Source organism: Hymenobacter sp. M1-2, from assembly GCF_057808495.1.
Window position 1 is genome coordinate 1 of the sequence record NZ_JBTYZO010000042.1, and the last position, 21412, is coordinate 21412.

A 21412-nucleotide genomic window follows, 5' to 3' on the forward strand; every position below is an offset into this window, starting at 1 on the left:
GGCTGGCGCCGGCCGGCGTCTTACCCGTGCCTGGCAGGCGCACGAGCAGCTTACGTACGCCTGCGTTGGGATTTTGGGGTTCGCCAGTGACGGTTGGACCCGGGTCGGCTGTCACTGCGTCGAAATAAGCGCCAGCCGGCGTCGGCGCCAGTAATTCAACCTTCAGGTTTATGCCATTTTGCGTCAAGGTCACGCTACGCGTGGTGCTGCTGCCAGCGGGTAGACCCGTGATTTGGGCTCGCGTGTGCATCTGCCAAATTACTTCGACAGATGCCTCCGCCGTAATTTCGTCTTGGATGAGCACTTGGGTCGAGTCGAAGAGCATGATGCCGCGCTGCACCCGGCTCAGGCGGCGCGCGTCGCCACCAACAGGCGTGTAGACGTTCGACGGGTTAGCGGCCAGGGGCGCGTACGAATCTGTTAAGTCGCCAATCACGAAAGCTTTGGCTGGCGACGACTGAAAGGCAACAATAGAATCGCGCGAGTTGAATTTTTGGTTGGCGTAGCCGCCGGGCTGCTGCGTCTGTGCGCTGATGGCTAACGTGTTCTGCCCAGCCGTACCCCAGCGGTAGTAACGCCACCGCTTCCCGCCAATACCGTCTTGCGCCCAGCTGTTGAAGGAGCCGGACAGGCTGTAATCGTCGGCACCCATGTCCACGGCCCAGCGCTGGCCCAGGCCGTCGAGCACGAACATGCCGTTGTCGAGGTGGGCGTGGCTCCACTCGTTAGGGCCGGCCAGCAGGCCGGTGAAGAAGCCGTTGCGCGTTTTCCAGGCACTGCGCAGCGTGGCTACGCCAGGTCCGCGGTAGCGGCCGTCCTTGACCGGCAGCAGGGCTGGCCCGTTCATCAGCGCGTCTCGGTACCACAGCATGTGGTAGGCCGAAAACAAGTTATTCGAGCCCAAGCCCTGTTGCGCGAACAAGGGCCGGTTGAACTCGCGGCCCAGCCACAAGCCAGCCCAGGACACAGTTTGATTACCGTCGCCTTGGTCGCCATAGTTGAAATTGCGGCCCAGCGGCCCGTTCATGTGCAGGGCATAGGTATAGGCGTTGGCGAAGCCCGGCGCTTGGGTCATACCCAGCATCTGCGGGTCAAGGGCCGTACGCAGCGCGTCGAAAAAGTAGAGCTGGTACTCCAGCCCAAAGGCCCAATAGGTAACGCCCTCATAGCTGCCCCCGTCCGGTGCGTAGAGGGCCAGCGCGTGCTTGGTGTTAGTCAGGTAGTTGGCCCGTACTCGGGTGAGCATCAGCTGCGCCGTGTCGGGCTTGATATCGGCCACGGCCAGCGCGCCTACGCCCAGCCCGCCGTTGACGGTTAATCCCCAGTTGCCGTTCAGCCCTGGAGTATTGTTGCCCACTGCCCAGGACGGATTTTGGGCCATGCGCCGTAATCCGTAGCGGAGCCCGCGGCGGATGATGGCGTTCCCGTACCTGGTGCGCTCGGCCGCCGTCAGCCCCTGGTAGAGCCAGTCGTAGCCGATGGATACGGCCACGGTCCAGACGGCGGTCTCCAGATTGTCGTCGCCAGGATCATCGCCTATCCAACCTGCGTTGGAATGGGCCACAGCATCAGATGCGGCCGTGAGAGGATAAGTGAAGGCGCAGATGGCGTCGAGGTCGGCTTTGGCTTTGTTGAGCCAGCGCCGGTCACCGTCAAGCAGGTAAAGGCTAGCGAACGTTTGCTGACGGGCTAGCACCCGGCGGGCCCACGGGTTACCGGGCTGGTAGCCCAGAGCGGGGTTGTTGGTCTGCGCGGGATTGCCGGTGGCATCGTCCGTCAAAAAGTCTTCGCCTTGGGCCTTAAGGCTCTGGTAGCCCCGCACGAAGCGCGAATTGGCGGGCGCCGCCGAATACACGGGGGCAGTAGCGTACACACCAGGGGCCGAGTAGGTGGGGCGGGTGGCGAAAATGCGGCTGCGGATGCTATCGGCTTTGGCCGGGGTGAAGCTTATCCGCGGGTGGCCCGCCGTGAGGGTATGGCCCAGTAGCGTAGTTTGGGCTCGAGTAACCCAGGGGCTTAGCAGCCCGCAGGTCAGTAGCAGTAGTAAGCGACTAATGTGGCGCCAGGCGGCGCGGACACTCGCAGTCCTCGTTGTGACAGAAGAGGTAGGCATCGAACACGTGTGAAAGGCTGGATGTGAGAGGTGAAAAGTGGGCTAAGAAAAGCCTTGCCAAAAGTATTGGAAAGATCTAATTACCAGGAGAATAGTGCAATAGAAAGGTGCTTTTTGCGGACTAACGTCCAATTATGCTATGTCAACGGACAAAACGCTATGTGAGCGGTAATACTCTTATGAAGATGGTGTCTCGGATAGTACAATTATTTGTGGTTAAACTAGCACGTAGTCTAGAAGCCTTTGTGCCAAGCTTGTCCACCACGGACTACCTCGCTTTCGGCCAGCAGAAGTTGTAGCGGTAACAGCAAGGTCAGGCATTGGCAGCCAATGACCAATGGCAGATGGGCAACGTGTGAAGCACCGAAGCGTCCGGTCGCTTGTTGAGGTGGTCTGGGCAAGGCGGACAGAAGCAGGACGTATCTTTGTTCTGTAATGGCGGCAAAAACCAACTGGGCGTCGCCCGACAAACGGCGTAAGTACGACGCGGCCTTCAAGGCCGAGGCCCTGCGTCTGGCCAGCGAGAGCCGCAGCACGCAGGCGGCCGCCCAGCAGTTAGGCATCAGCCCCCAAGCTGCTCTACCGCTGGCAACAAGCACAGTTGGTAGCCGAAGTGGGTAGTGTGGAAGCGGCCTGCGACCTGAAGGTGCGGGCGCTGCGCGCCGCCAACAAGCGGTTGGCGCAGGAGCTGGACATTTTAAAAAAAGCCTTGGTCAGTTGCCTGCTGTAGGCGCAGGCTCGGCCAGCCGACCCGGTGAGCGTCTATCAGTACATCGCCCAACGCGTGGCCCACGTGCCGGTGCGCCAGCTCTGCCAGATGCTGCGTGTGGCGCCGGCCGTGCGCGCCGCACCCAACCACTTGCTTAGCCAGCCAGTCCCACCCCCAACCGGGTCTGGGTGGGCGACATCACGTATTTGCCGCGCCAGGGCAGCCAGTACACCGCCACCCGATTCAAGGACTTGATTGCGCAAAACGGCGCGCAGCAAAGCATGAGCCGCCGGGGCAACTGCTACGATAAGGCGCACGCTGAATCCTGTCGGAGCCGCTTCAAAGCCGAACTGCTCGACTGGGGCAGCTTCCTTGGCCTAGCCGAAGCCAAGCTCGAAATCAGCCACCACATCGCCTATTACAATGCGGAACGGCGCCATTCCGCACTTGGCTATCTTGCCCCCAATCACTTCGAAACCCATCTTCAAACAACATCCCAACTCTGTCCGGCCTAGCTAGATCACCTCAAATCTTCGCTGTTGTACTTTCTGCCGCAAGAGAATGTGTTATTTTCCGGCGATATATCCGGGCGGCAACGCACCCCATTCACGCTCGAAGGTCGTTCCGAAGCCTGGCGGCGGCAGCTCGATTACCTCAAGAGCAAGTACGGCGCCGATGCTACCCTACACCCGGGCCACGGCAACAGTGGCCTAACAGCAACCATTCTCAACGAGCAGCAAACTTACCTGCAAGCTTTTCGGCAGTTATTAGCCGACCGACAACGCAGTGGCCATGGAAGAGAAAGCGGCCATAAAGGCCGAGATTGAAAAACGCTACCCAAGTTACTTACCTGTCTTCGCCATCCTCGACTTAGTAGGCCTCAACGTAGAGGCTGTAGGAACAGAAATGGCGGCTGGTGGCGCGTACATCCGTTAACTATTGGTTGTTACTTCTGGCCACTAAGCAAATTACTCCTATTCCCACCGGAATGAGCTGTCCTAGCGGCCAGCCAGAACTCATTCTTGTTCGCGACGGCATTTTCTGGCCAGCGGCACCGTCACTTCAAAGAAAGAATTGACACGCAATGAGCCCCGTTACTAGCCTACCTCGAAGCCTTGGCTGGATTGATTGACTAGCCAAAAACCATGGCCTGCCCTATTGCTATGTGGTAGAGCGCAGGCTTGCGCATTTTCCCCTCTATTACAATGCATCACCTAGCACGAGGGAAGGCGAAGAACAAGCCGGCTAGCGACGAAGAACACTGCTAGCTCAAGGGAATGCTGCTAAGTAAACCACACGTAACCCGCAAATAAGCCCGCTATCTGGTGTGGACTTACTCGCGGGTTACGTGTGAAGAAAGCTTAGGAAGGTAAGGCGAATACCGCCCGGTTGAGCCCTATGCGGCTACGGTGTGGGGGCGTTGACCAAGTCGTTGGTGACCACTAGCTTGTCCAGCCTCGTGTCGGCGTCCCGCTCGCTGAGGTAGAGCGTGTGAGCGCCAGCGCTCAAGTTGTACACCATCGCTTGGCTGTTGTTGTCGTAGTCGTGCACGTCGTCCCAATGCCAGCTGTTGCCCAACGGAATCAGGTTCCACTTCACCCAGGGGCCGTTATCGACTTTCACCCAGTACGAATCGCGGCTCGTGCCGGGCACAATGACGCGGCCCCACACCTTGTAGGTGCCACCCTGGCTGAGGGTGAAATCGTACGTGGCCCGGACCGCGGGATTGGGGTTCGCCGAGCCGGAGGGGTACACCACATACTGCCCGCCCGAGGCGGCGGCGTCGGCCGCTTTGCTCAGCGGCGTGCCCACAGCCACGCTTTCCGCTTCCAGGCTAACGGATTCAGTAGTGCCGCCACTAGGAGGTGGAGGCGTAGCCGTACCGCCGGGGGCTACGTCGGCAAAGCTCGCGCTGCCACTTCCAGCCCGGTACTCGTCCGCCCATAGGCTCACCGGGTAGTCCCCCGGCCGGTAGATGCCGAGTTTGGTGTAGGGCCCCAAATCCTCATCACTCCACCAGGTAGGTCCTTTATAATCGATCTTCTTGGTCCAGGTGCCGGCGTCACCGCCCACGCGCACCCATAGCTCCAGGAAACCGTCGGTACCCTGCGTCCACTTGGCGTGCAGCACGTAGTCCACCCACTTGCCGCGGGCGGCCGAAATCTTGAACAGCGGAAAGCCCTCGCTCACGATGTCGTACTGCCCTTCGGGGTGGCGCAGCCCATAGTAGACAAGATCGATGTCCGAGGCCGTACCCAGGAAGTGTCCTACGCGGGCTCTCAGGTACTTTGGGTCCATACCCCGGAACAGTTGGATGCCATTGCGGAAATCCCGGTTGGTCGGATACGCCGCCCATTGACCCTGGTTGCCTGAAACGTTGCCCGTGGCTGGATAATAATACGACCAGCCTTCCCAGACCGAATCGCCGATTTTGGTGTAGCGCGTCACCAGCTCCGCCCGGAAAGAAGCGGAGGTAGGGGAGGAGAAAGCCATAGACTTGGCCCCGGCCCGCACCCGCGCAGTGGTCGTTTCCACCTTGGCCCCCGGCGTGGTCTCTATGGCACGCGCACCAGAAGTGCCTTCGAGCAGTTCGAGTAAGAGATTGCTGCGGGCCTCACTAGTGGCGGTGGCCGTCAAGGGGTGATCGGGTTCCACTGCTACTTCCTGTTGGCAGCCGGTCAGCAGCGCCGTAGCAGCCAACAGGGTAAGAGTCCCGAGGTGGGCCCCCAGGCGAAGGCGATGGGGTAACGTGAAACAAGGTGTTTTCATGGGTGATACAAGAAAAAGTGGAAAGGAACAAGAAGGAAGGCAAGACATAAACCGGCTGCTTCGGGCCTGCCCCAACGGCCGGGCCCATGCGGGTGTGTGGGCCCGGCCATTGGGCAGTAGGGGCGGCGTTTACTCGACTTGGAAGCGGAAGGACTGGGGCTTACCGTCGAGTGTGGCCTTGAGCAGGTAGGTGCCGGCCGGCAACGTGGTGGGCAGCGCGAAGCGGCTCTCGCCTTTGGGCACGGACCGGGTGAGCCGCGTGACTAGCCGACCTTGATCCGTGTAGACGGACAGCGTGACGGTCTGCGCCGCCTGCGCCCGCCACGTGACGGTCTGCGCCTGCCCGGCCGGGCTCGGGTTGGGGTATACCGACACCGGCACCGCCACGCCCGCCGTTTCCCCAAGAGTCATCTCCCCAAGGGTGGTCGAGCGTGTGGCAGCGCGCGGGGCGACGGCCGCGGTGCGGGCGGCACTGACGGGCTCAAGTTTCCACTGCTGGTTGGCGCCGCCACTGCCGCTGTAGGCCCACTGCTGCACCCGCGCCCCGTCCTGCGTAGCCGCCGCTCCGCCGTTCACGTCCAGGGCCTTGCCGCTGCTCTGGTTCACCAGCCGGTAGTAGCCCCCGTCCGTGGCCTCGAGCTTCCAGCGCTGCGCCCCCGTGCCGTTGTCGGTGTACTGCTGCACGGCTGCTCCGTTGGCCGTGCTGCTGCCGCGCACCTCCAGGGCCTTGCCGCTGGTCTGGTTCACCAGCTTGTAGTACCCATTGCCGGTGGCACTCACGCGCCAGCACTGCGCGCCCGTATTGTTGGCCGTGTACTGCTGCAACTGCACGCCGTCGGCCGTCGAGGACTGCGGCACGTCCAGGGCCTTGCCTGAGTGCCGTGCCGTGAGTACATACACCCCATCGGCCACCCCGGTCGGGGCCACCGTGGACGCGGGCGTATACTCGAGGTAGTCGAGCTCAATCCAGTCGCCGCGGGTCACGACCCGCACCGTGTGGGAGGCCGCCGCCAGCATGGCCGAGGTCCAGACCAGCGCCTGCGGCTGGCTCGTGGCGCTGGCGAAGCTCACGCCCGTGGCCACGGGCGTGGTCAGGTTGTCGAGGTAGATGTCGGCCGTTTTGCCCTCGGCAAACTTGTGGCCGTAGAGCTTAACCTGCGTGCCGCTGAACGTGTACTGGGCGTAATCGCCGGCCGCATAGCCCACGTGCACGCTGCCGCCCGAGGCGTCGGCCTGGCTTTGCTGGAAAAAGTTTGCCGACGAGTACGTCCACCCGGCCTGGCTGTCCTCCACCCGGACCAGCGTACTCCCCGGAACCGAAGCACCAACTCGGAATAGCGCACTGGCCGGGATAGGCTGCATGGCAATGCCAGGACCCGCATAGCTCAAGCTAATAGACTGGCCGCCGTAGCGCTCAAAATAGGTGACTTTGATGGCGTGCCGCCCGGCTTTGAGCGCTATGGATCCCTCCCCGTTGGCTGTCGCGATCAACTGGTCGCCAATGTAGAGCCTGCAGCCGTCGTCGGCATTGAGGGAGAACCCGTAGCTTCCGTCCGTCGGTACGTTCAGGTAGCCGGTGTAGCTGAAAGAAAAGTAATCTTCCCGGTTGCGGGGAGACAGGTCGAAAGTAGCTGCTGTTCCTTTTTTAACCGCCGTTATCTGACTTAGGTCGGGTTCGGCATCGCCCGTGTGCTCGTAGTAAGCATAGTCGAGGCCATTGACCACATTAGCCGGGTTTTCGGGCGTACGCAAGGTGGGTGAAAAATACACCGGGTCGGAATAGCCAACGCGTTCCTGCTCGTCGATGATGCGCGACCCGTAAAAGCCGGCGGCCGAGACGTTCATTTGCTTGTCCTCCCGGTAAGAGTCCACGGCCGGAATGGCGGTGGTGTAAGGCGCTGTGTTGAACATGTTCTTCACCGAGTACGTGTTGTGTAGCACTTCGGCGAAGCGCACCTGTGTACCGGCAGCCGGCACGGCCGTGGCCGTGGCTCCCGTCCCGCGCGGGTCTCCGGAGACAGTAAGACCTACTCCCGAAAGGGCGCGGTAAGCCGGAATCGAGTTGTAGTGCGTGCGGGCGTACTTCACTTCGCCGAACTGCTCGTTGGTGTCGAACACTAAAATCGGGGCCGACAGTACCTGTTGCACCACCGCGCCACTGGCGTTGGTCATCGTAGCCTTGGCTCGCAGAAAACGTTTGGCCGGCAAAGAAGTCAGGTTCACCGACAGCGTGGCGGCCCCGGCCTTGGCCGCCGCTACCGAAGTAGACACCGGCGCTCCCGAGTTGCTACCGTTGCCATCAATCAACTGAATCTGCACGGTCATGGCTGCCGTGCCGGTATTGAGCACCAACGCTTCAGCTGGCAGACTTTTAGTTTGCCCCACGTTCACCCGCTGCGGCGTGGTGACGTAGAGCTGCGGTGTGATCAGACGCGCAGGGTACGCCGTGCCCCGCATTTGGGCCGAGTAGAAGGCCGTGAGGTCAGCTAGCGTCCAGTTCCACTCGCTGGTAGGCCAGATGTCGTGCAATTCGGACACGTCGTTCCAGGTAACCAGGTTCTGCCATTGCAGGCCCGAGGTCAGGCTTAGATCCCAGTGCTTGCGGTACTTGGCCGTGGCCCGCGAATCGTCGTAGCCGCCGCTGCTGGGCTTCTCGCGGTTGTAGCCGATCATCGTGCCGCCGGCAAACGGGCGGTTGGCGTTGTTCATCAACCCGATCAAGTCGGGCCAGAAATTCTCGGCGCTGGAATCAAAGTTCCAGTGGGCGTCGAAGCAGCTGAAGTACGGCGTTATTTTGCTTTGATTGGCCGTAACACTGCCCTCGGTTGCTAAATCGCCCACGAAGAAAATGGGGGTCTTGTTGTTGGCCAGTTCGTCCTTCACCGCTTGCCACTGCTGCGCCGTGCCGTAGTAGCGGCTGCCGTACGAGTAGACCACCAGCTTGGATACGCCATCTTGGGTGACGCGGGCCGCTGAAACGTGGTTGGCAGCAATGGCGGCGTACTGTTTCAACACGTCTGCCGCCCCGCCGAAGTAAATGATTTCGGGCGCGATGGTGAAGGTGCCCTTGTACTGGTCGGCGCCACTGAGCAAACCTTCCCAAGCCCCCGGAGCGCTGCCGTACTCGTGCACTAAGTGGTGAATGCCGGTAATGCCCGCGTCCACGTAGCGGGCCAAGTTGTCACTGGGTCGCCTGGCCATGTAGTTAGGCTGGAGCGTCAGGGGGTAATGCGCACCGTAGTAGGTGTTTTCGGGCGGAAAATCGTAGTAAGCGATTTCATGCAGCTGGCTCACCCACACTTGCTTTCCAGGAAGTGATTTGTTGGTAATCTGCTGCGCCCGGACCAGGCCGGGCAGCAACAGCCAAGCCACCAGCAGGCAGCATAAGTGAAGGTTCCGGCAAAGAAAGGGAACCTGGGCTTCGGCAAGTCGAAGCTGGGTACAGATGGGGTTCATGACGAGAAAGTAAGGTGAGGAAAAAAAAAGGCCTGCTCACTAGAGCAGACCTAGTGGAGAAATCTTACTGAACCTGGAGGGTGAAGCGGTGGGTCTTGCCGTCGAGGCGGGTGGTGAGGTGGTAGGTGCCGGCCCGCAAACGCGTGGGCAAGCGCCAGCGGGTGGTGCCCGCCTGCAGGCGCACGCTGACCAGACTCACGAGCTGGCCCTGCCCGTCGTGCACGTACACGCTCGTACTGCCCGACTCGGCACTCTGTAGCTCCAGCGTGGCCTCGCCCTGGTTGGGGTTGGGATACACTGACAAGCTCGCCGATACGGCCTCCGTAAAGAGAGCCGGCGCGGCCAGCGTCGAGCTCGTACGACTGGTGGTAGTCGTGATGGGGGTGAGGCGCCACTGCTGGTTGGCGCCGCCGCTGCCGCTGTAGGCCCACTGCTGCACCCGCGCCCCGTCCTGCGTAGCCGCCGCTCCGCCGTTCACGTCCAGGGCCTTGCCGCTGCTCTGGTTCACCAGCCGGTAGTAGCCCCCGTCCGTGGCCTCCAGCTTCCAGCGCTGATTGGCCCCGCCGTTGTCGGTGTATTGCTGCACGGGCGCCCCGTCGGCCAGGCTCTGGCCGCGCACGTCCAGGGCCTTGCCGCTGGTCTGGTTCACCAGCTTGTAGTACCCGCCGCCGGTGGCCGTGAGCTGCCAGCTTTGCGCGCCCGTGCCGTTGGCCGTGTACTGCTGCAGCTGCACGCCATCAACCGTACTTGAGCGCGGCACGTCCAGGGCCTTGCCCGAGTGGCGCGCCGTGAGCACGTACACCCCGTCGGCTACCGGGCCGGCCGTGGGCGGGGTGAGTTTGAGCACGGTGATCTTGTCGGTGACGGGCAGGCTGAAAGCGTTGGCAGTCAAGGCATAAGAACTCGTATTGAGGTTGGCACTGTTGTCGAAGGCGTAACCCACGGCCTTGTTCACGGCGCCAGCCGGCAGCGTCACCGTCACGGTCTGGGCGGCCGGATACAAGTCCACGTGGGTGTTCACATCCCAGCTGGGCACCTCCAGCCACAGGAGTAGGTAGAACTCGCCGCTGCGCTTTTGCAGCAGCAGCTGCCGCACGTTCGTGGTGCTGCCGCTAAGCGTGTAGGCCAGCGTACCGGGCGTGAAGGCTGCGCCCGGGTCGGCCAGCAGGCCCAGCAGGCTCTTGACGGCGCGGTAGGCGGGCTTCTCACTCAAGTCGTTGCGCAGCAGCCCAAACGACTGTTCCCGGTTGGTGCGGTCGGTGCCCTCGTCCACTAACTCGTATTTAAAACTGCGCACGATGCCGCGGCGGAAGAACTCGGCGAACATACGCGCTGTGTACTTGCCCTCCGCTTCTTCCGACACGCCGGTGGCGGCTACGTCGTTGGCATAGCCGCACTCGGTGGCGAAAGGCATCTTGCCGGCCGGACTCTGGTTGCGCAGCACATCGAACTGGTAAGTAATGCTGCCGTAGCCGTTGTCGCCCCAGCCCGGCGTGCCGGGCCAGCGATTCGACTGATAAGGGTGGATGCTCGGGTAGTCACAGTAGGCGTCCAAGTCGCCCACAGCCTTGGCGGCCGCCTCGCTTGTTACCGAGGGGCCTAGCACCAGGCGGCTCCGCAGCGCCGGGTCGGCCTTGGTCTTGGTGTAGAGCGCCTGCGTGTAGGCGCGAATGTTGCCCACCCAATCGGTCTCGCGCGCGTCGTGGAACAAATCGTACTCATTGGGCGCTTCCAGGGCCGCGGTGGCTGCTAGCGCGTTGGCCTTGACTTCGTCAATTTCTTCTTGTACCCGAGCCGGCTGCAACGGGGCCAAGTAGTTGCCCGCACGGCGGCCCGTAATGAAGGTGGTACGGATGCCGTAGGCGGTGAACAGGTCGGTGGCCCGCTGGTACATACGGCTCGCACACCCGTCGCGCACGTGGCGGATGCCGCTGGTCCCGAGCTTGGTCTTCAGCTCGGCGTAGCGCGTGGTGTAGACGTTGCCCGCCTCCCAGTGCGTGTTCACGCCCACGCTCTCGACAAACGTATCGGCTGAACGGGCTGTAGTCTGCGCCTGCGCGGCCGATCCGCCGGCTAGCAGCGCTAAGCTTACCAACCAGCCGCTCCAGCGGTTTGAGCACTCAGGCTGGTAGCCTCGGCCACCGCAAAAAGTAGTTTTCTTCATTGTGTAGGTGGTTAAATGTGGTGTGAGTATGTGGGGGCAGTTAAAATGTTAAGTACAAAAGGCTTAACCCCTGGACTAGCCCCGAGGCCGCTAGTCCAGGGGCGGGGTTTACTCGACTTGGAGGGTGAAGCGCTGAAGCTCCCCGTCAAGGGAGGCCTGGAGGTAGTAGGTGCCGGCCGGCAGCTGTGTGGGCAGCGCGAAGTGGCTCTCGCCTTCGGGCACGGACCGGGTGAGCAAGCTCACCAAGCGGCCTTGATCGGTATACACGTGCAGCGTGACATGCTGCGCCGCCTGCGCCCGCCACGTGACGGTCTGCGCCTGCCCGGCCGGGCTCGGGTTGGGGTATACCGACACCGGCACCGCCACGCCCGCCGTTTCCCCAAGAGTCATCTCCCCAAGGGTGGTCGAGCGTGTGGCAGCGCGCGGGGCGACGGCCGCGGTGCGGGCGGCACTGACGGGCTCAAGTTTCCACTGCTGGTTGGCGCCGCCACTGCCGCTGTAGGCCCACTGCTGCACCCGCGCCCCGTCCTGCGTAGCCGCCGCTCCGCCGTTCACGTCCAGGGCCTTGCCGCTGCTCTGGTTCACCAGCCGGTAGTAGCCCCCATCCGTGGCCTCCAGCTTCCAGCGCTGCGCCCCGGTGCCGTTGGCCGTGTACTGCTGCACGGCCGCGCCATCGGCTAGGCTGTTGCCCTGCACGTCCAGCGCCTTGCCGCTATGGGCGGCCAGCAGCTGGTAGTACCCTGCGCCGGTAGCAATCACCTGCCACTCTTGGTTGTTCCTTCCATTCGGTGTCCATTGCACCACTTGCCCGCCGTCGGCCTGCGAGCCGGCGTACACATCCAGGGCTTTGCCCGAGTGCCGGGCCACAAGCCGGTAGACCCCGTCAGCCACGGAGCCCATGGCGGGGGCATTGCCCGGCCGGGAGAGGGCCATGGCCGGAATCACTTGCTTGGCCAGGCCGGGTCCGGCGTAGCTCACGCTCAGCGCTTGGCCCCCGGCCTTCTCGAAGTAGGCGACCGTAATGGCGTGCTTGCCCGCTTTCAGACCAATCGTGCCGCTCTGCTCCTGCTCAGCATGCAAGCCATCGTTGCTCACGACCAGGGTGGAGCCAATCCAGAGCTTGGTGCCGTCGTCGGAAGTGGTCGAGAAGGAGTAGATGCCGTCGGCGGGCACGGTGACGTAGCCCGTGTAACGGAAGGCAAAGCCATCCTCGCGAGTGCGCGGGCTCAGGTCGAAAGTAGCAACGGTCTCGCTTTTGGTGGGCGTGAGGGCGGTCAGGTCGGGCAGCGCGTTCCAGTCGCCTTCATAGTAGCCGTATTGCAGGCCCGCCACTGCGTTGGCCGGATTGTCCGCTGCCCGCAAGGCTACGGGTGGCGTACCCGGGCCCACGGTGATGGTGCTACCTAGCGGGCCCGTGCCCTTCAGCTCTTCGATAGCATTGGCACCCTCCAAGCGCCAGCGGTGCCCGGCGCTGTGGCTGCTCTCATCGTTGTGGTACATGTAGAGCACCCCGTTGACCGTCGTCAGCTCCGGGCTGAACGCGTTGCCGGCATTGCCCGCCACCGCACCGTTGTCGTGCCCTGGTTTGCTGTAGTACCAGCTCTCGCCAAATTGGCCCACAAATAGGCCGTTGTCGTGGAAGTGCATGAACTGGTTGGCTTGACCCACGTTTCCCGAGGCCTGATGTTTCCAGAATTCGCCGTGCAGCCCGTACACGATGTTTTTACCGCTGGTCAGAAGTTTGTTGCCCGCATACTGCGTGGTGCCATCCACATCCTGCGACTGGTACGTGCCCAGCCCATCGAGCCAGCCAGTGGGGCTGGCTTTCCATAGCCATTGGTTGGTGCCTTTCTTGACGCCGCCCAGGTGCATCCCGGTGTTGCCTTTGGAAGAATTATCAAAAGCAACGATCACGTCAGAGGCGGTGAGTTTGACCCAGCTAACGAAGACGACGGCATTGTTATAGTACGGCTCGCCCGGCTTGATCGGGGTACCGCCCAGCAATACCTCCGCCCCCCAGGTGGGATTGCCCGCCGCGTCGAATCCGGACAAGGGCTTCTGATAGAAAGCGACGTCGTTCGCTCCCTTTTTAGCGTACTGCAGCGCCCCATTGGCTTCTAGCAGTTGATTGTCTAGGTAGCTGCCGGGGATCCGAACGCCGGTAGTTCTGACTCCGCTGCTGGTTAGCTCTACTACCTCATTGTTGGAGTGAAGCGTTGCGTACGTACGGCCATTGCTAAGGGTGACAACAGTCGGAAATCCCCCGCTTTCTACGTTATACCCGGGCTTGGCCCAGTTGCGGACCAGTTCCCAGGAGCCATTATCGGGCGCTAGTGGCTTTGAGTAATCGATTTTAAATTCTTTATACCCCATAAAGAAACGGGTCGGATTATTCAAATCCGTCGTTGTCACCCGGATCACGCCATGCACCATGAGCTGGGTGAGATACGTGCGGGCGGCCGAGAATTTCAGGGTCCGCGCGTTGCCCTGATCCCCAACCCAAAACGCACCGTCCGGCTCGAAGGCCAGGAAGGCCCCCGGCGCCCGGTACTCGCTGTTGAACCAGAACTTATCCGGGCGCACCTCCGGGGCCGTCCCTTCCTTATACCCGCCCAGTTGCCCCAGGGTCCATACGCTGCTCCCGGTGCTGGTGTAGGCCTTCACCTGGTGAACCGTGCCGCCATCGGCCACCAGCACCAGGTTGTTGTCGGTGGGATGAACGGCCACGGCTAATGGCTTCGAGAAGTTGCTAATGGTGGTGACTAGCTGCGGGGCTGCGCCCAGGTTGGTGTAGCGTACAACTGTAGTGCCCGTCACGACCCATAAGTCACCGTTGGGGGCAAAGGCCAGCGCCTGCGGGTTGGATACTGTGATATTGCGCACGAACGCCCCGCTGGTTTTATCCAGCAGGTTAACCCGGTTCAGTCCGCCGTGAGCCACGGCCAGCAGGTTACCGGTTTTCTGCACGGCGAGGCCGCTGGGCACGGCTAGCTGCGTATCGTACTTATCGATCACATTATCCCAGTAGGTTTGATCGTTGACGCCGTTGCCGGGAATGATGACGCCTGCGGAGAACTTCACCTGGACGTTGTCACTGACATTCGTCGCAGCCACGAACGAGGTCCAGTCGCCATCCCAGCCCACACTCCGGTTCGCCGTATACACCCGCTGGCCGTCGGTAGCGATGTAGGCAAATGCCACTTTGTAGGACTTGTGCAGCAGGTCAGCGCCTTTCACTTGCGGGGTGCGCGTGTCGAAACGGCTGGCCGGGGGACCGCCTTCATTGAAGTCGTTGGCGTAAAAAGCGTTGGTACCATCAATGGCCAAGCCAATCATGGGAACATACGAGCGATGGACCGTGGCCCCGGTCGAACTAGCCGACGTATTGCCGATGACGCCTTCCCACACATAGTTCATGTTGTGGCGGATCATTTTAATCTCGTACGGCCCGGCGGGCACGGTTTGGCCGGCGTCATCCTTGCCATCCCAGCTGGCCGTATGAGTGCCGGCTGCATAGGGCACTTTGCGCCACAAGGTGCGCACCAGTGTGCCGTCGGGCTTATAAGCGCCCGCACTGGTGGTGTATGTCTTGTCAAAGGTGAAGTTGAGCGTGGTGGCTTGTCCCAAGCTCGGGGTTGGGCTGGTGAGCAGCCAGAACAGCAGCAGCCAAGCGGCGCGCCAAAGCGGCAGGCGGGGTGCCCAGTCGTGAGCAGAGCGCGCCGGGACTGTGGTAGAGCGGTGGGTTGGGCCGTCGAGCTGTGCGGTGAACCAATACCGGCCTGCGCTGCAGGCTAGCGCCCGCCGCAGTGGGGTATGCAATAGGTGGCAAGGAGAGGTCTGGTTCACAAAATGTATGGGAAAAGGTGTGTGAGGAAATGATAGGCCGTGGCAGACCCGTGTCTCTTGGACGGGCAGGGGGCACGGCAGGAAGCGCAGCTCCGAAAGCCAGGAAATTTCTTGCATACCGCTGAGCCTCTATGCGGGCGACGAACCACGCCGAAGGATCGGTTACGCAACGTGGCAATGTGGCGAAGCGGCTTACAGGGGACGAGGTGTGGGCCGAAGAATCTTCAGGAGTAGGACGTAATCGAGAAAGGGCCTGATGACTAAGATCTGATAAATATTTAATTCGTCAAGAAAAAACACAATAAGAAGTTTCGCAAAAAGTACCAGCGACCTGGTTTGCTACGCCAACAGCATAATTAGGCGACGAGTAGCAAGCTGGCCTCGTCAAGCTCCACTACACAATATGATTATTTCTAGAAAACTCACGCTTATAAGCAGAACGAGAACTGAAGGCAAGAATCAGCGCTGCTACAACGCAGCAATGCCAACTCACACATGCCGTGGGGCCGGACGTTGGCAAGCAGTGCCGGTCGGGACCAACGCCATACGGCTCTAAGAACACATCACTAATTTTGAATTTATCGTGTCCGCAGCCACTGTTCTGACGCACATTGGCTCCCTACCCGGAGGCAAGAGTAAGGCAATTAAAGGGGGCAGAACGATCGTTTGGGTTCTTTAAGCTCTTCCTGGCTTTCGCTCTATATCCAATTCCTCCTCGGCTAAGCAAGCGTGGAGAGAGAGTGCCGCACTTTAGGCTGATACTGTGCTGCGCTGGCCTAACAAGCAGTCGAAGGCAACGTGACCTGTACGTTCAGTTCGGAAAACTAAAAAATATGTTACAAAAACTGCGCGAAGTTTGTAAGGTATTTTTTAGTTTTCAGAAATAGACGTACAACTTTTTTAAGCTTATGCCTCGTCGCGCCGCCGTTTCCAAGAACATGTTAGCTCGTATCCGGGCGTGGTTTGGGCTGCGGCAGGAGGAGCTAGCCTTATACTTGGGCGTCAGTCGTGAGTTGGTACAAAGTGTTGAGTCCGGGCGGCGCCGGCTCACGCTCCCGCTTACGGAAGCCATCCTGCCGCTGCTCCGGCACCTGCCCCCTCCCGAAACCGCCGCCCCACCGCTCACCAGCCTCCCGCCCGATACGCCGGCTCCCGACGCGGGCGAACTGGACTTTCGTCGCCGCGTATGCCTGCAACGCGCCGCCACTCTTCGGGCGGAGGCCGAGAAGCTGGTGCAGAAAGCGCACTATGGCCACCGTTGGGCGCAGGCCCGGCCGACACTGCTGCCGCCCCCCAATGCGCCCGATGCTGACCGCGCCTCCTGGCTCACTGGCTGGCTAGGGCGTCGCGCCCGGCCCCTCTCAGCGGCGGAGGTCACGCGCTGGCACTTGCTGCGCACCCAGGCCCTGGCCTATGAAACCGAAGCCGTCACCCTCGCCGAACTTGTCTGAATCCGGAGTTACTGGCTGACTGTTAAAAAAAATTTCCCAGACTATGTATAAGCTCAACTATTATCCTTTACATTGAGACATCTTTTAACCATACTTTCTTTCACCAATGCCCGTAGATTATTCCATCCTGACGGACCGCGCCCAGTGCGACGCGGCCACCGCCAAAATCGAGTTCGAGCTGCGCGTCTTCACGGCCCGCGACATCAACCTCGACCTATCCGATGAGCGCGCCGACCGCTCCAAATCCAGCACCAATGCCCAAATGGCGAAGGTGAATTCTAAAATTGCCTCGGCCGACGCCGTACTAGCCGCCGCCGACATTGACGAGGATACGCGCCAGGCCGCTACCGAGGAACGCGCCGAATTGCTGGTGCTACGCACGCGCCTACTAAAGCGCGCACGCCAGACCGCCGGCACCCTCCGCTTCCTCGATAATGTGGATGCCGAGCAGATCGCCATCCAAGTGGCGTTGCTTACCACCGTCAAGGAAGGTATCGCCCAGCGCCGCACCGAGCTATCCGCTTAGCCGCTAGCCTTGGCACAGCAAGCCGCCCGCCACTCCAAGTGGTGGGCGGTTTTTTATGGAGGAGTATAGAGGATTGGATTTTGGGAAGGGGGCTTTAGATGCTATGTTTGGTGATGCTACCTTGGTGACTCGGAGGCAGCCACGAGGACGCTGAGTACACGCCGCAGACGCGCACCAGCACGTAGCCCGTATCCAAGGGCGGCAGCGACACATGTAGCAGCCATCTGGCGCGTATCGGAGCGCATAGGTGCCGTGGTACTCGGCGGGCAAAAGCCGGGCGCCAAAACCAGCTGACGGACCAGCTCATTGACTTCGACGGCGTGGTGCTGATCGACAATGCCTTCGATCAACGCCGCCTCAACACCAGCCTGGCCGAAACGGACAGCTACCTAGCCGAAATTATGTTGCATCGCGCCACGCTACCCGCGTAGCCAGCCGGCGTACAAGCAAAAGGCCACCCCAATACCTTGGGGCAGCCTTTTACCTCTTTATCAGTGGGGAGTACACTATGCTGCCTTCGTGGCGAGTGCCGGGGTGGGCGTTCCTCCTACTGGACCTGAAGGGTGAAGCGATGGAGCTTGCCGTTGAGGTGGGTGGTGAGGTGGTAGGTGCCCGGGCGCAAGTGGGTGGGCAGCCGCAGCTGCGTGGTGCCCGCCTGCAGGCGCACGCCCACTAGGCTCACGAGCTGGCCCTGCCCATCGTGCACGTACACCGTCGTGTTGCCCGCCGCCGCACTCTGTAGCTCCAGCGTGGCCTCGCCCTGGTTGGGGTTGGGGAACACTGACAAGCTGGCCGACCCCGACTCGGCCGCGCTGCTCATCGTCGCGCCGCTCATCGTCGCGCCGCTGGTGAGGGTGGGGGCGGCCGTGCGGGCAGCCGTGGCGGTGGCAACGGGCGCGAGCGTGAGCGTCCACTGCTGGTGGGGCTGGCTGGCATAGGTGCGCTGCTGCGCCCCGGCTCCGGCCGCCGTCGAGGCCCCGGCCACGGTCAGGGCCTTGCCCGAGTACTGGTTGACGAGCGAGTAGGTGCCGGCCGGCGCCCCGCTCACCGGCTCGAGACGCCAGAGGCGGTTGTCGGTGGCGCTGGTGCCGTACTGGAACACGCGCACCCCCTCGGCCGTGGCATCCGCGTAGCCGCCGTTGGTGGCGGCGCTCAGATCCACGGCCAAGCGCCGCTGCGAGCACTGGGCCGTGAGCGTGTAGTAGCCGGGGGCGCCGGTAGCAGGCTGCACGCTCCAGCGTTGGGCGTCGGTGCCGTTGGCCGTCCATTGGCGCACGTTCACCCCATCGGTCGTGCCGCTGCGCTCCACGTCCAGGGCCAGGCCCGAGTGGCGCGCCGTCAAGGTGTAGATGCCGGCCGCCAGGGCCGGGGAGGCCACGGCGAAGGTGCGGGCCACGGCCGAGGCCGCGGCGTAGGTGGCGTTGCCCGTCTGCGTGGCCGTCACCGTCACCGTGCCGGCCCCGGTCAGCGTGAGCGTGTTGTTGACGTCGAGCGTGGCCGGGCCCGTCAGGGCGAAGCTCACGGGCAGGCCCGAGCTGGCCGTGGCCGCCAGGGCCACGGCATCGCCGACCGTCTTGCTGGGCAGGGCAGCGAAGGTGATGGTCTGCGTCAGCTTGGCCGGCGTGGTCACGGTCACCGGGTTGCTGTAGGTGGAATAAGTGCCGGTGGTGTTGCGCGCCCGCACCCGGTAATAGTAGGTGGTGGCCGCTGCTACTGAGTTGTCGGCGTACGCCGTGGCCGTGCCGGAGAGGGCGGGGGAGGGGGTGAGTTGCGCGAAGCCGGCGATGGCGCTAGTCGTGGAGCGCTCGACCGAGATGCTGGTGGCGCTGCTGGCCGTGTTGGAGTTGATCCAGCTCAAGCTCACCCGTGTGGGCGTCGCGGCCGCTGTGGCTGCCGTCAGGCCCGTCGGGGCCTGTAGGGCGGGCGTAGCGGTCGTGCCGAGCGGGTAGGCGCCCAGGTCGACGGGCACGCCCACCGTCACGCCCAGGGCAGCAGCCACGTCGGCGGGCAGGGCCACGCCCTGGCGGTGAGCCGGGTTGGCAGCGCCGTTCTTGAGGTGGTAGTCGCCCGTGCCGTCGGTCTTCGGATCCACGAAGAAGGGATTGGTGGCCTGGTCGTCGATGGCCACAGAACTGTGCGCCTCGAAGCCGCTGGCGCCCTGGGCGGTCTGGAAGGCGGCCAAGCTCTTGTAGGAGGCGCCGGCCCACGTCACGACGTCAACGGGCTCGGTCTTGACGGCCCGGTAGTAGCCGTTGTAGTCGAACTGCGTGACCGGAGCAGGCGTATGGGTCGTGGAGGACCGTGACATCTGCACCATCGGTTGCACTGACTGTAAAATCTCGGGGACAAGGCCGGCAGCGCTTGAGGACAAGTTGTTGCGGATCACGGTGCCTTCGGTGTAGATCCGCGTCCCCTCGGGTACCCCCCAGGCAAGTGCTTCCCACGATTTAAGTTTGCGGTTACTTTCCTTGATGATGAGGGCTTGCTTGTTGTTGACCAACGTGTTGTTGTAGACATGGGCATTGTGCGCGTTGGCCACCGTCACGCCGGCCCACGTGTTGGCCACGCATACGTTGCCGGCGATCAGGGCCCCGTCCGAAATCTCGAAGAAGATGCCGAACCCCTCGTTGCGCCGCACCGTGTTGCCTATCACCTTGGCCCGCTGGCAATGCACGTCGAGCCAGATGCCGTTGGCGTGGTTGTCTTGCACCACGTTGCCTTTGAGGAGCACATCCTCGGTGCGGACCAGCTTGATGCCGCCCGCGATCCAGCCTTTGTCGAATGCCTCGACGTTGTTGTCGCGCAGGGTGTTGTTGAGGAATTGCAGCCGGTGAGACTCGATGCAGTTCACGCCCAGGCGCGCGTGGTAGGCGAAGACGTTGCCAATCACTTTGCAGTCCGTGGCGTACGTCGCGGGTTTATTCTTGGCCGGCTCGGCTTCTCTGCCCGACAGCAGCAGGGCGTAGTCGCCGTTGTGGGCGAAGACGCAGTTTTCCACCTCCATATTTTTGGCGGCCAGCACGAGGGCCGCTTCGGCGAAGTGGGCGAAGCCCAGCCCGCGGAACTTGCTCTCGGCGGCGCTCGGGTTCCACGAGCTCAGGGCGGTGCGGTTGACGGCCGCCTCCACGGTTTTCGTGTCGGGGTCAGTACTGGCACCCAGGTAGAGTTTATGGTTGGTTTCGTCCACGTAAAAGGTGTTGTTCTCCAGCGCACTCAGGCTCAGCACCTGGGCCTGGCGCTGGCCGTTGACGAAGAGCATGTCGCGCAGGTCAGCCACTTTCGGGGTCGTCCCTTCGATCGGGGTTGGGCTGGTCTGGCTATCCTCACTCATGCGCCGGAGTATGTGCGTCCAGTTGTCGTGGCGCCAGCGGCCGCTGCCGTCGGCCACCCAGTTGGTCACCACCTCGCTGCCCTTGAACCAGACCTGCTCGCCGGGGTAGGGTTGCACGGTGAGCTTGCGCCACAGGTTAAGCTCGTTGATGCCCTCGCCGCGATAAGTGCCGGCTCGGCAGACGATAGTGCTGCCGGTCGGGCCGGTAGCCACCGCTTTTTTGAGTGTGGCCCAGGGCTTGGCTTGACTGCCGTCGCCGGTTTGGTCGTTGCCGCTGGGCGAGATGAAGCGGGCTGTGCCGTCGGCGGGCACGGCGTAGGTTTTAGTGGTGATTAGCGGCACAGTCTGAGCCCATGTCCCGGAGGCGTGTAGCGTCAACAGCAGCAGCAGCCATGCGGCGCCAGAGGTAAAAGAGTGTTTCATAAGGTTGTCGTTAAAGGACGTGAAGTACTGGAGGGTGTGAGGTGGTGTAGGGGAGCACCAGCAGTAAGCGCGGCGGCGCCTCTTGACGGGGTGCCGCCCGTCGCCCCATCATGGGCCTGACCCACTGGGCAGCTCTGCTCATTGGATGCCAAGGCTTACGGCCCTAGCACGGCACTACATTGTACCTGTTAAGCACCTTTGCGCGGCCCGTGCCCTCCATAGACCCGGGCCGCCGCGCGCGGGCCTATTCGACTTGGAGGGTGAAGCGGTGGGTCTTGCCGTCGAGGCGGGTGGTGAGGTGGTAGGTGCCGGCCCGCAAACGCGTGGGCAAGCGCCAGCGGGTGGTGCCCGCCTGCAGGCGCACGCTGACCAGACTCACGAGCTGGCCCTGCCCGTCGTGCACGTACACGCTCGTACTGCCCGACTCGGCACTCTGTAGCTCCAGCGTGGCCTCGCCCTGGTTGGGATTGGGAAACACTGACAAGCTCGCCGACACCTGGCCCGCGCTACCAGCCGCGCTTACGGCCGCGCTACTGCTGCTGGTCTGGCTACTGCTGCTGAGGGTGCTGCTGCTGGCGGTGCTGGCCGAGCGGGCACTAGTAGCCGTGACGGGGGTCAGGGTCC

The 21412-nt window shown here is 62.4% G+C and carries 12 protein-coding genes; 5 read left to right on the plus strand and 7 right to left on the minus strand.

Annotation, left to right across the window (positions count from 1 at the left end):
- Positions 1-2113: heparinase II/III domain-containing protein (locus ACYSMN_RS24865; RefSeq protein WP_488926639.1), on the minus strand; the 2113-nt coding region annotated here is incomplete at its 3' end.
- Positions 2114-2548: 435 nt separating this feature from the next.
- Between ACYSMN_RS24865 and ACYSMN_RS24870 the strand changes: the two genes are divergently transcribed.
- From ACYSMN_RS24870 to ACYSMN_RS24880, 3 genes are all read left to right on the plus strand, one after another.
- Positions 2549-2734 carry a transposase gene (locus ACYSMN_RS24870; RefSeq protein WP_488926640.1) on the plus strand — a complete coding sequence of 62 codons (186 nt, stop codon included), beginning with the start codon at positions 2549-2551 and terminating at the stop codon, positions 2732-2734.
- A gap of 276 nt (positions 2735-3010) precedes the next feature.
- Positions 3011-3337: an integrase core domain-containing protein gene (locus ACYSMN_RS24875; RefSeq protein WP_488926641.1), complete on the plus strand. Its 327-nt coding sequence runs from the start codon at positions 3011-3013 to the stop codon at positions 3335-3337.
- A 24-nt stretch (positions 3338-3361) separates the two neighbouring features.
- Positions 3362-3649 carry a hypothetical protein gene (locus ACYSMN_RS24880; RefSeq protein ID WP_488926642.1) on the plus strand — a complete coding sequence of 96 codons (288 nt, stop codon included), beginning with the start codon at positions 3362-3364 and terminating at the stop codon, positions 3647-3649.
- 577 nt (positions 3650-4226) lie between these two features.
- Here the strand turns inward: ACYSMN_RS24880 and ACYSMN_RS24885 are convergent.
- The 4 genes from ACYSMN_RS24885 to ACYSMN_RS24900 all read right to left on the minus strand — a co-directional run bounded on the left by ACYSMN_RS24885 (position 4227) and on the right by ACYSMN_RS24900 (position 15057).
- On the minus strand, positions 4227-5591 hold the full coding sequence (locus ACYSMN_RS24885) for a heparin lyase I family protein (protein WP_488926643.1): 1365 nt from the start codon (positions 5589-5591) through the stop codon (positions 4227-4229).
- Positions 5592-5720: 129 nt separating this feature from the next.
- Entirely contained in the window at positions 5721-9047 is a 3327-nt protein-coding gene (locus ACYSMN_RS24890; RefSeq protein WP_488926644.1) for an RICIN domain-containing protein, read from the minus strand.
- A 64-nt stretch (positions 9048-9111) separates the two neighbouring features.
- Positions 9112-11211 (minus strand): RICIN domain-containing protein, encoded by a 2100-nt coding sequence (locus ACYSMN_RS24895; protein ID WP_488926645.1) that lies wholly within the window; start codon positions 11209-11211, stop codon positions 9112-9114.
- 108 nt (positions 11212-11319) lie between these two features.
- Positions 11320-15057: an RICIN domain-containing protein gene (locus ACYSMN_RS24900; protein ID WP_488926646.1), complete on the minus strand. Its 3738-nt coding sequence runs from the start codon at positions 15055-15057 to the stop codon at positions 11320-11322.
- Positions 15058-15965: 908 nt separating this feature from the next.
- Between ACYSMN_RS24900 and ACYSMN_RS24905 the strand changes: the two genes are divergently transcribed.
- Together ACYSMN_RS24905 and ACYSMN_RS24910 are read left to right on the plus strand one after the other, a co-directional pair.
- Positions 15966-16508, plus strand: a complete 543-nt coding sequence (locus ACYSMN_RS24905; protein WP_488926647.1) for a helix-turn-helix transcriptional regulator — start codon at positions 15966-15968, stop codon at positions 16506-16508.
- Between the two features lie 106 nt (positions 16509-16614).
- Positions 16615-17034: a hypothetical protein gene (locus tag ACYSMN_RS24910; RefSeq protein WP_488926648.1), complete on the plus strand. Its 420-nt coding sequence runs from the start codon at positions 16615-16617 to the stop codon at positions 17032-17034.
- 547 nt (positions 17035-17581) lie between these two features.
- Here ACYSMN_RS24910 and ACYSMN_RS24915 read toward each other — a convergent pair.
- Positions 17582-20788, minus strand: coding sequence for an RICIN domain-containing protein (locus ACYSMN_RS24915; protein ID WP_488926649.1), 3207 nt, complete (start codon positions 20786-20788; stop codon positions 17582-17584).
- A 244-nt stretch (positions 20789-21032) separates the two neighbouring features.
- The coding region (locus tag ACYSMN_RS24920) for a T9SS type A sorting domain-containing protein (protein WP_488926650.1) at positions 21033-21412 on the minus strand (380 nt) is incomplete at its 5' end.

Bases quoted from the DNA above. Each gene is read 5' to 3' on its own strand.
- ACYSMN_RS24870 (WP_488926640.1), top strand. From the start codon at position 2,549: ATGGCGGCAAAAACCAACTGGGCGTCGCCCGACAAACGGCGTAAGTAC.
- ACYSMN_RS24905 (WP_488926647.1), top strand. From the start codon at position 15,966: ATGCCTCGTCGCGCCGCCGTTTCCAAGAACATGTTAGCTCGTATCCGG.
- ACYSMN_RS24890 (WP_488926644.1), bottom strand. From the start codon at position 9,047: ATGAACCCCATCTGTACCCAGCTTCGACTTGCCGAAGCCCAGGTTCCC.
- ACYSMN_RS24910 (WP_488926648.1), top strand. From the start codon at position 16,615: ATGCCCGTAGATTATTCCATCCTGACGGACCGCGCCCAGTGCGACGCG.
- ACYSMN_RS24915 (WP_488926649.1), bottom strand. From the start codon at position 20,788: ATGAAACACTCTTTTACCTCTGGCGCCGCATGGCTGCTGCTGCTGTTG.
- ACYSMN_RS24895 (WP_488926645.1), bottom strand. From the start codon at position 11,211: ATGAAGAAAACTACTTTTTGCGGTGGCCGAGGCTACCAGCCTGAGTGC.
- ACYSMN_RS24885 (WP_488926643.1), bottom strand. From the start codon at position 5,591: ATGAAAACACCTTGTTTCACGTTACCCCATCGCCTTCGCCTGGGGGCC.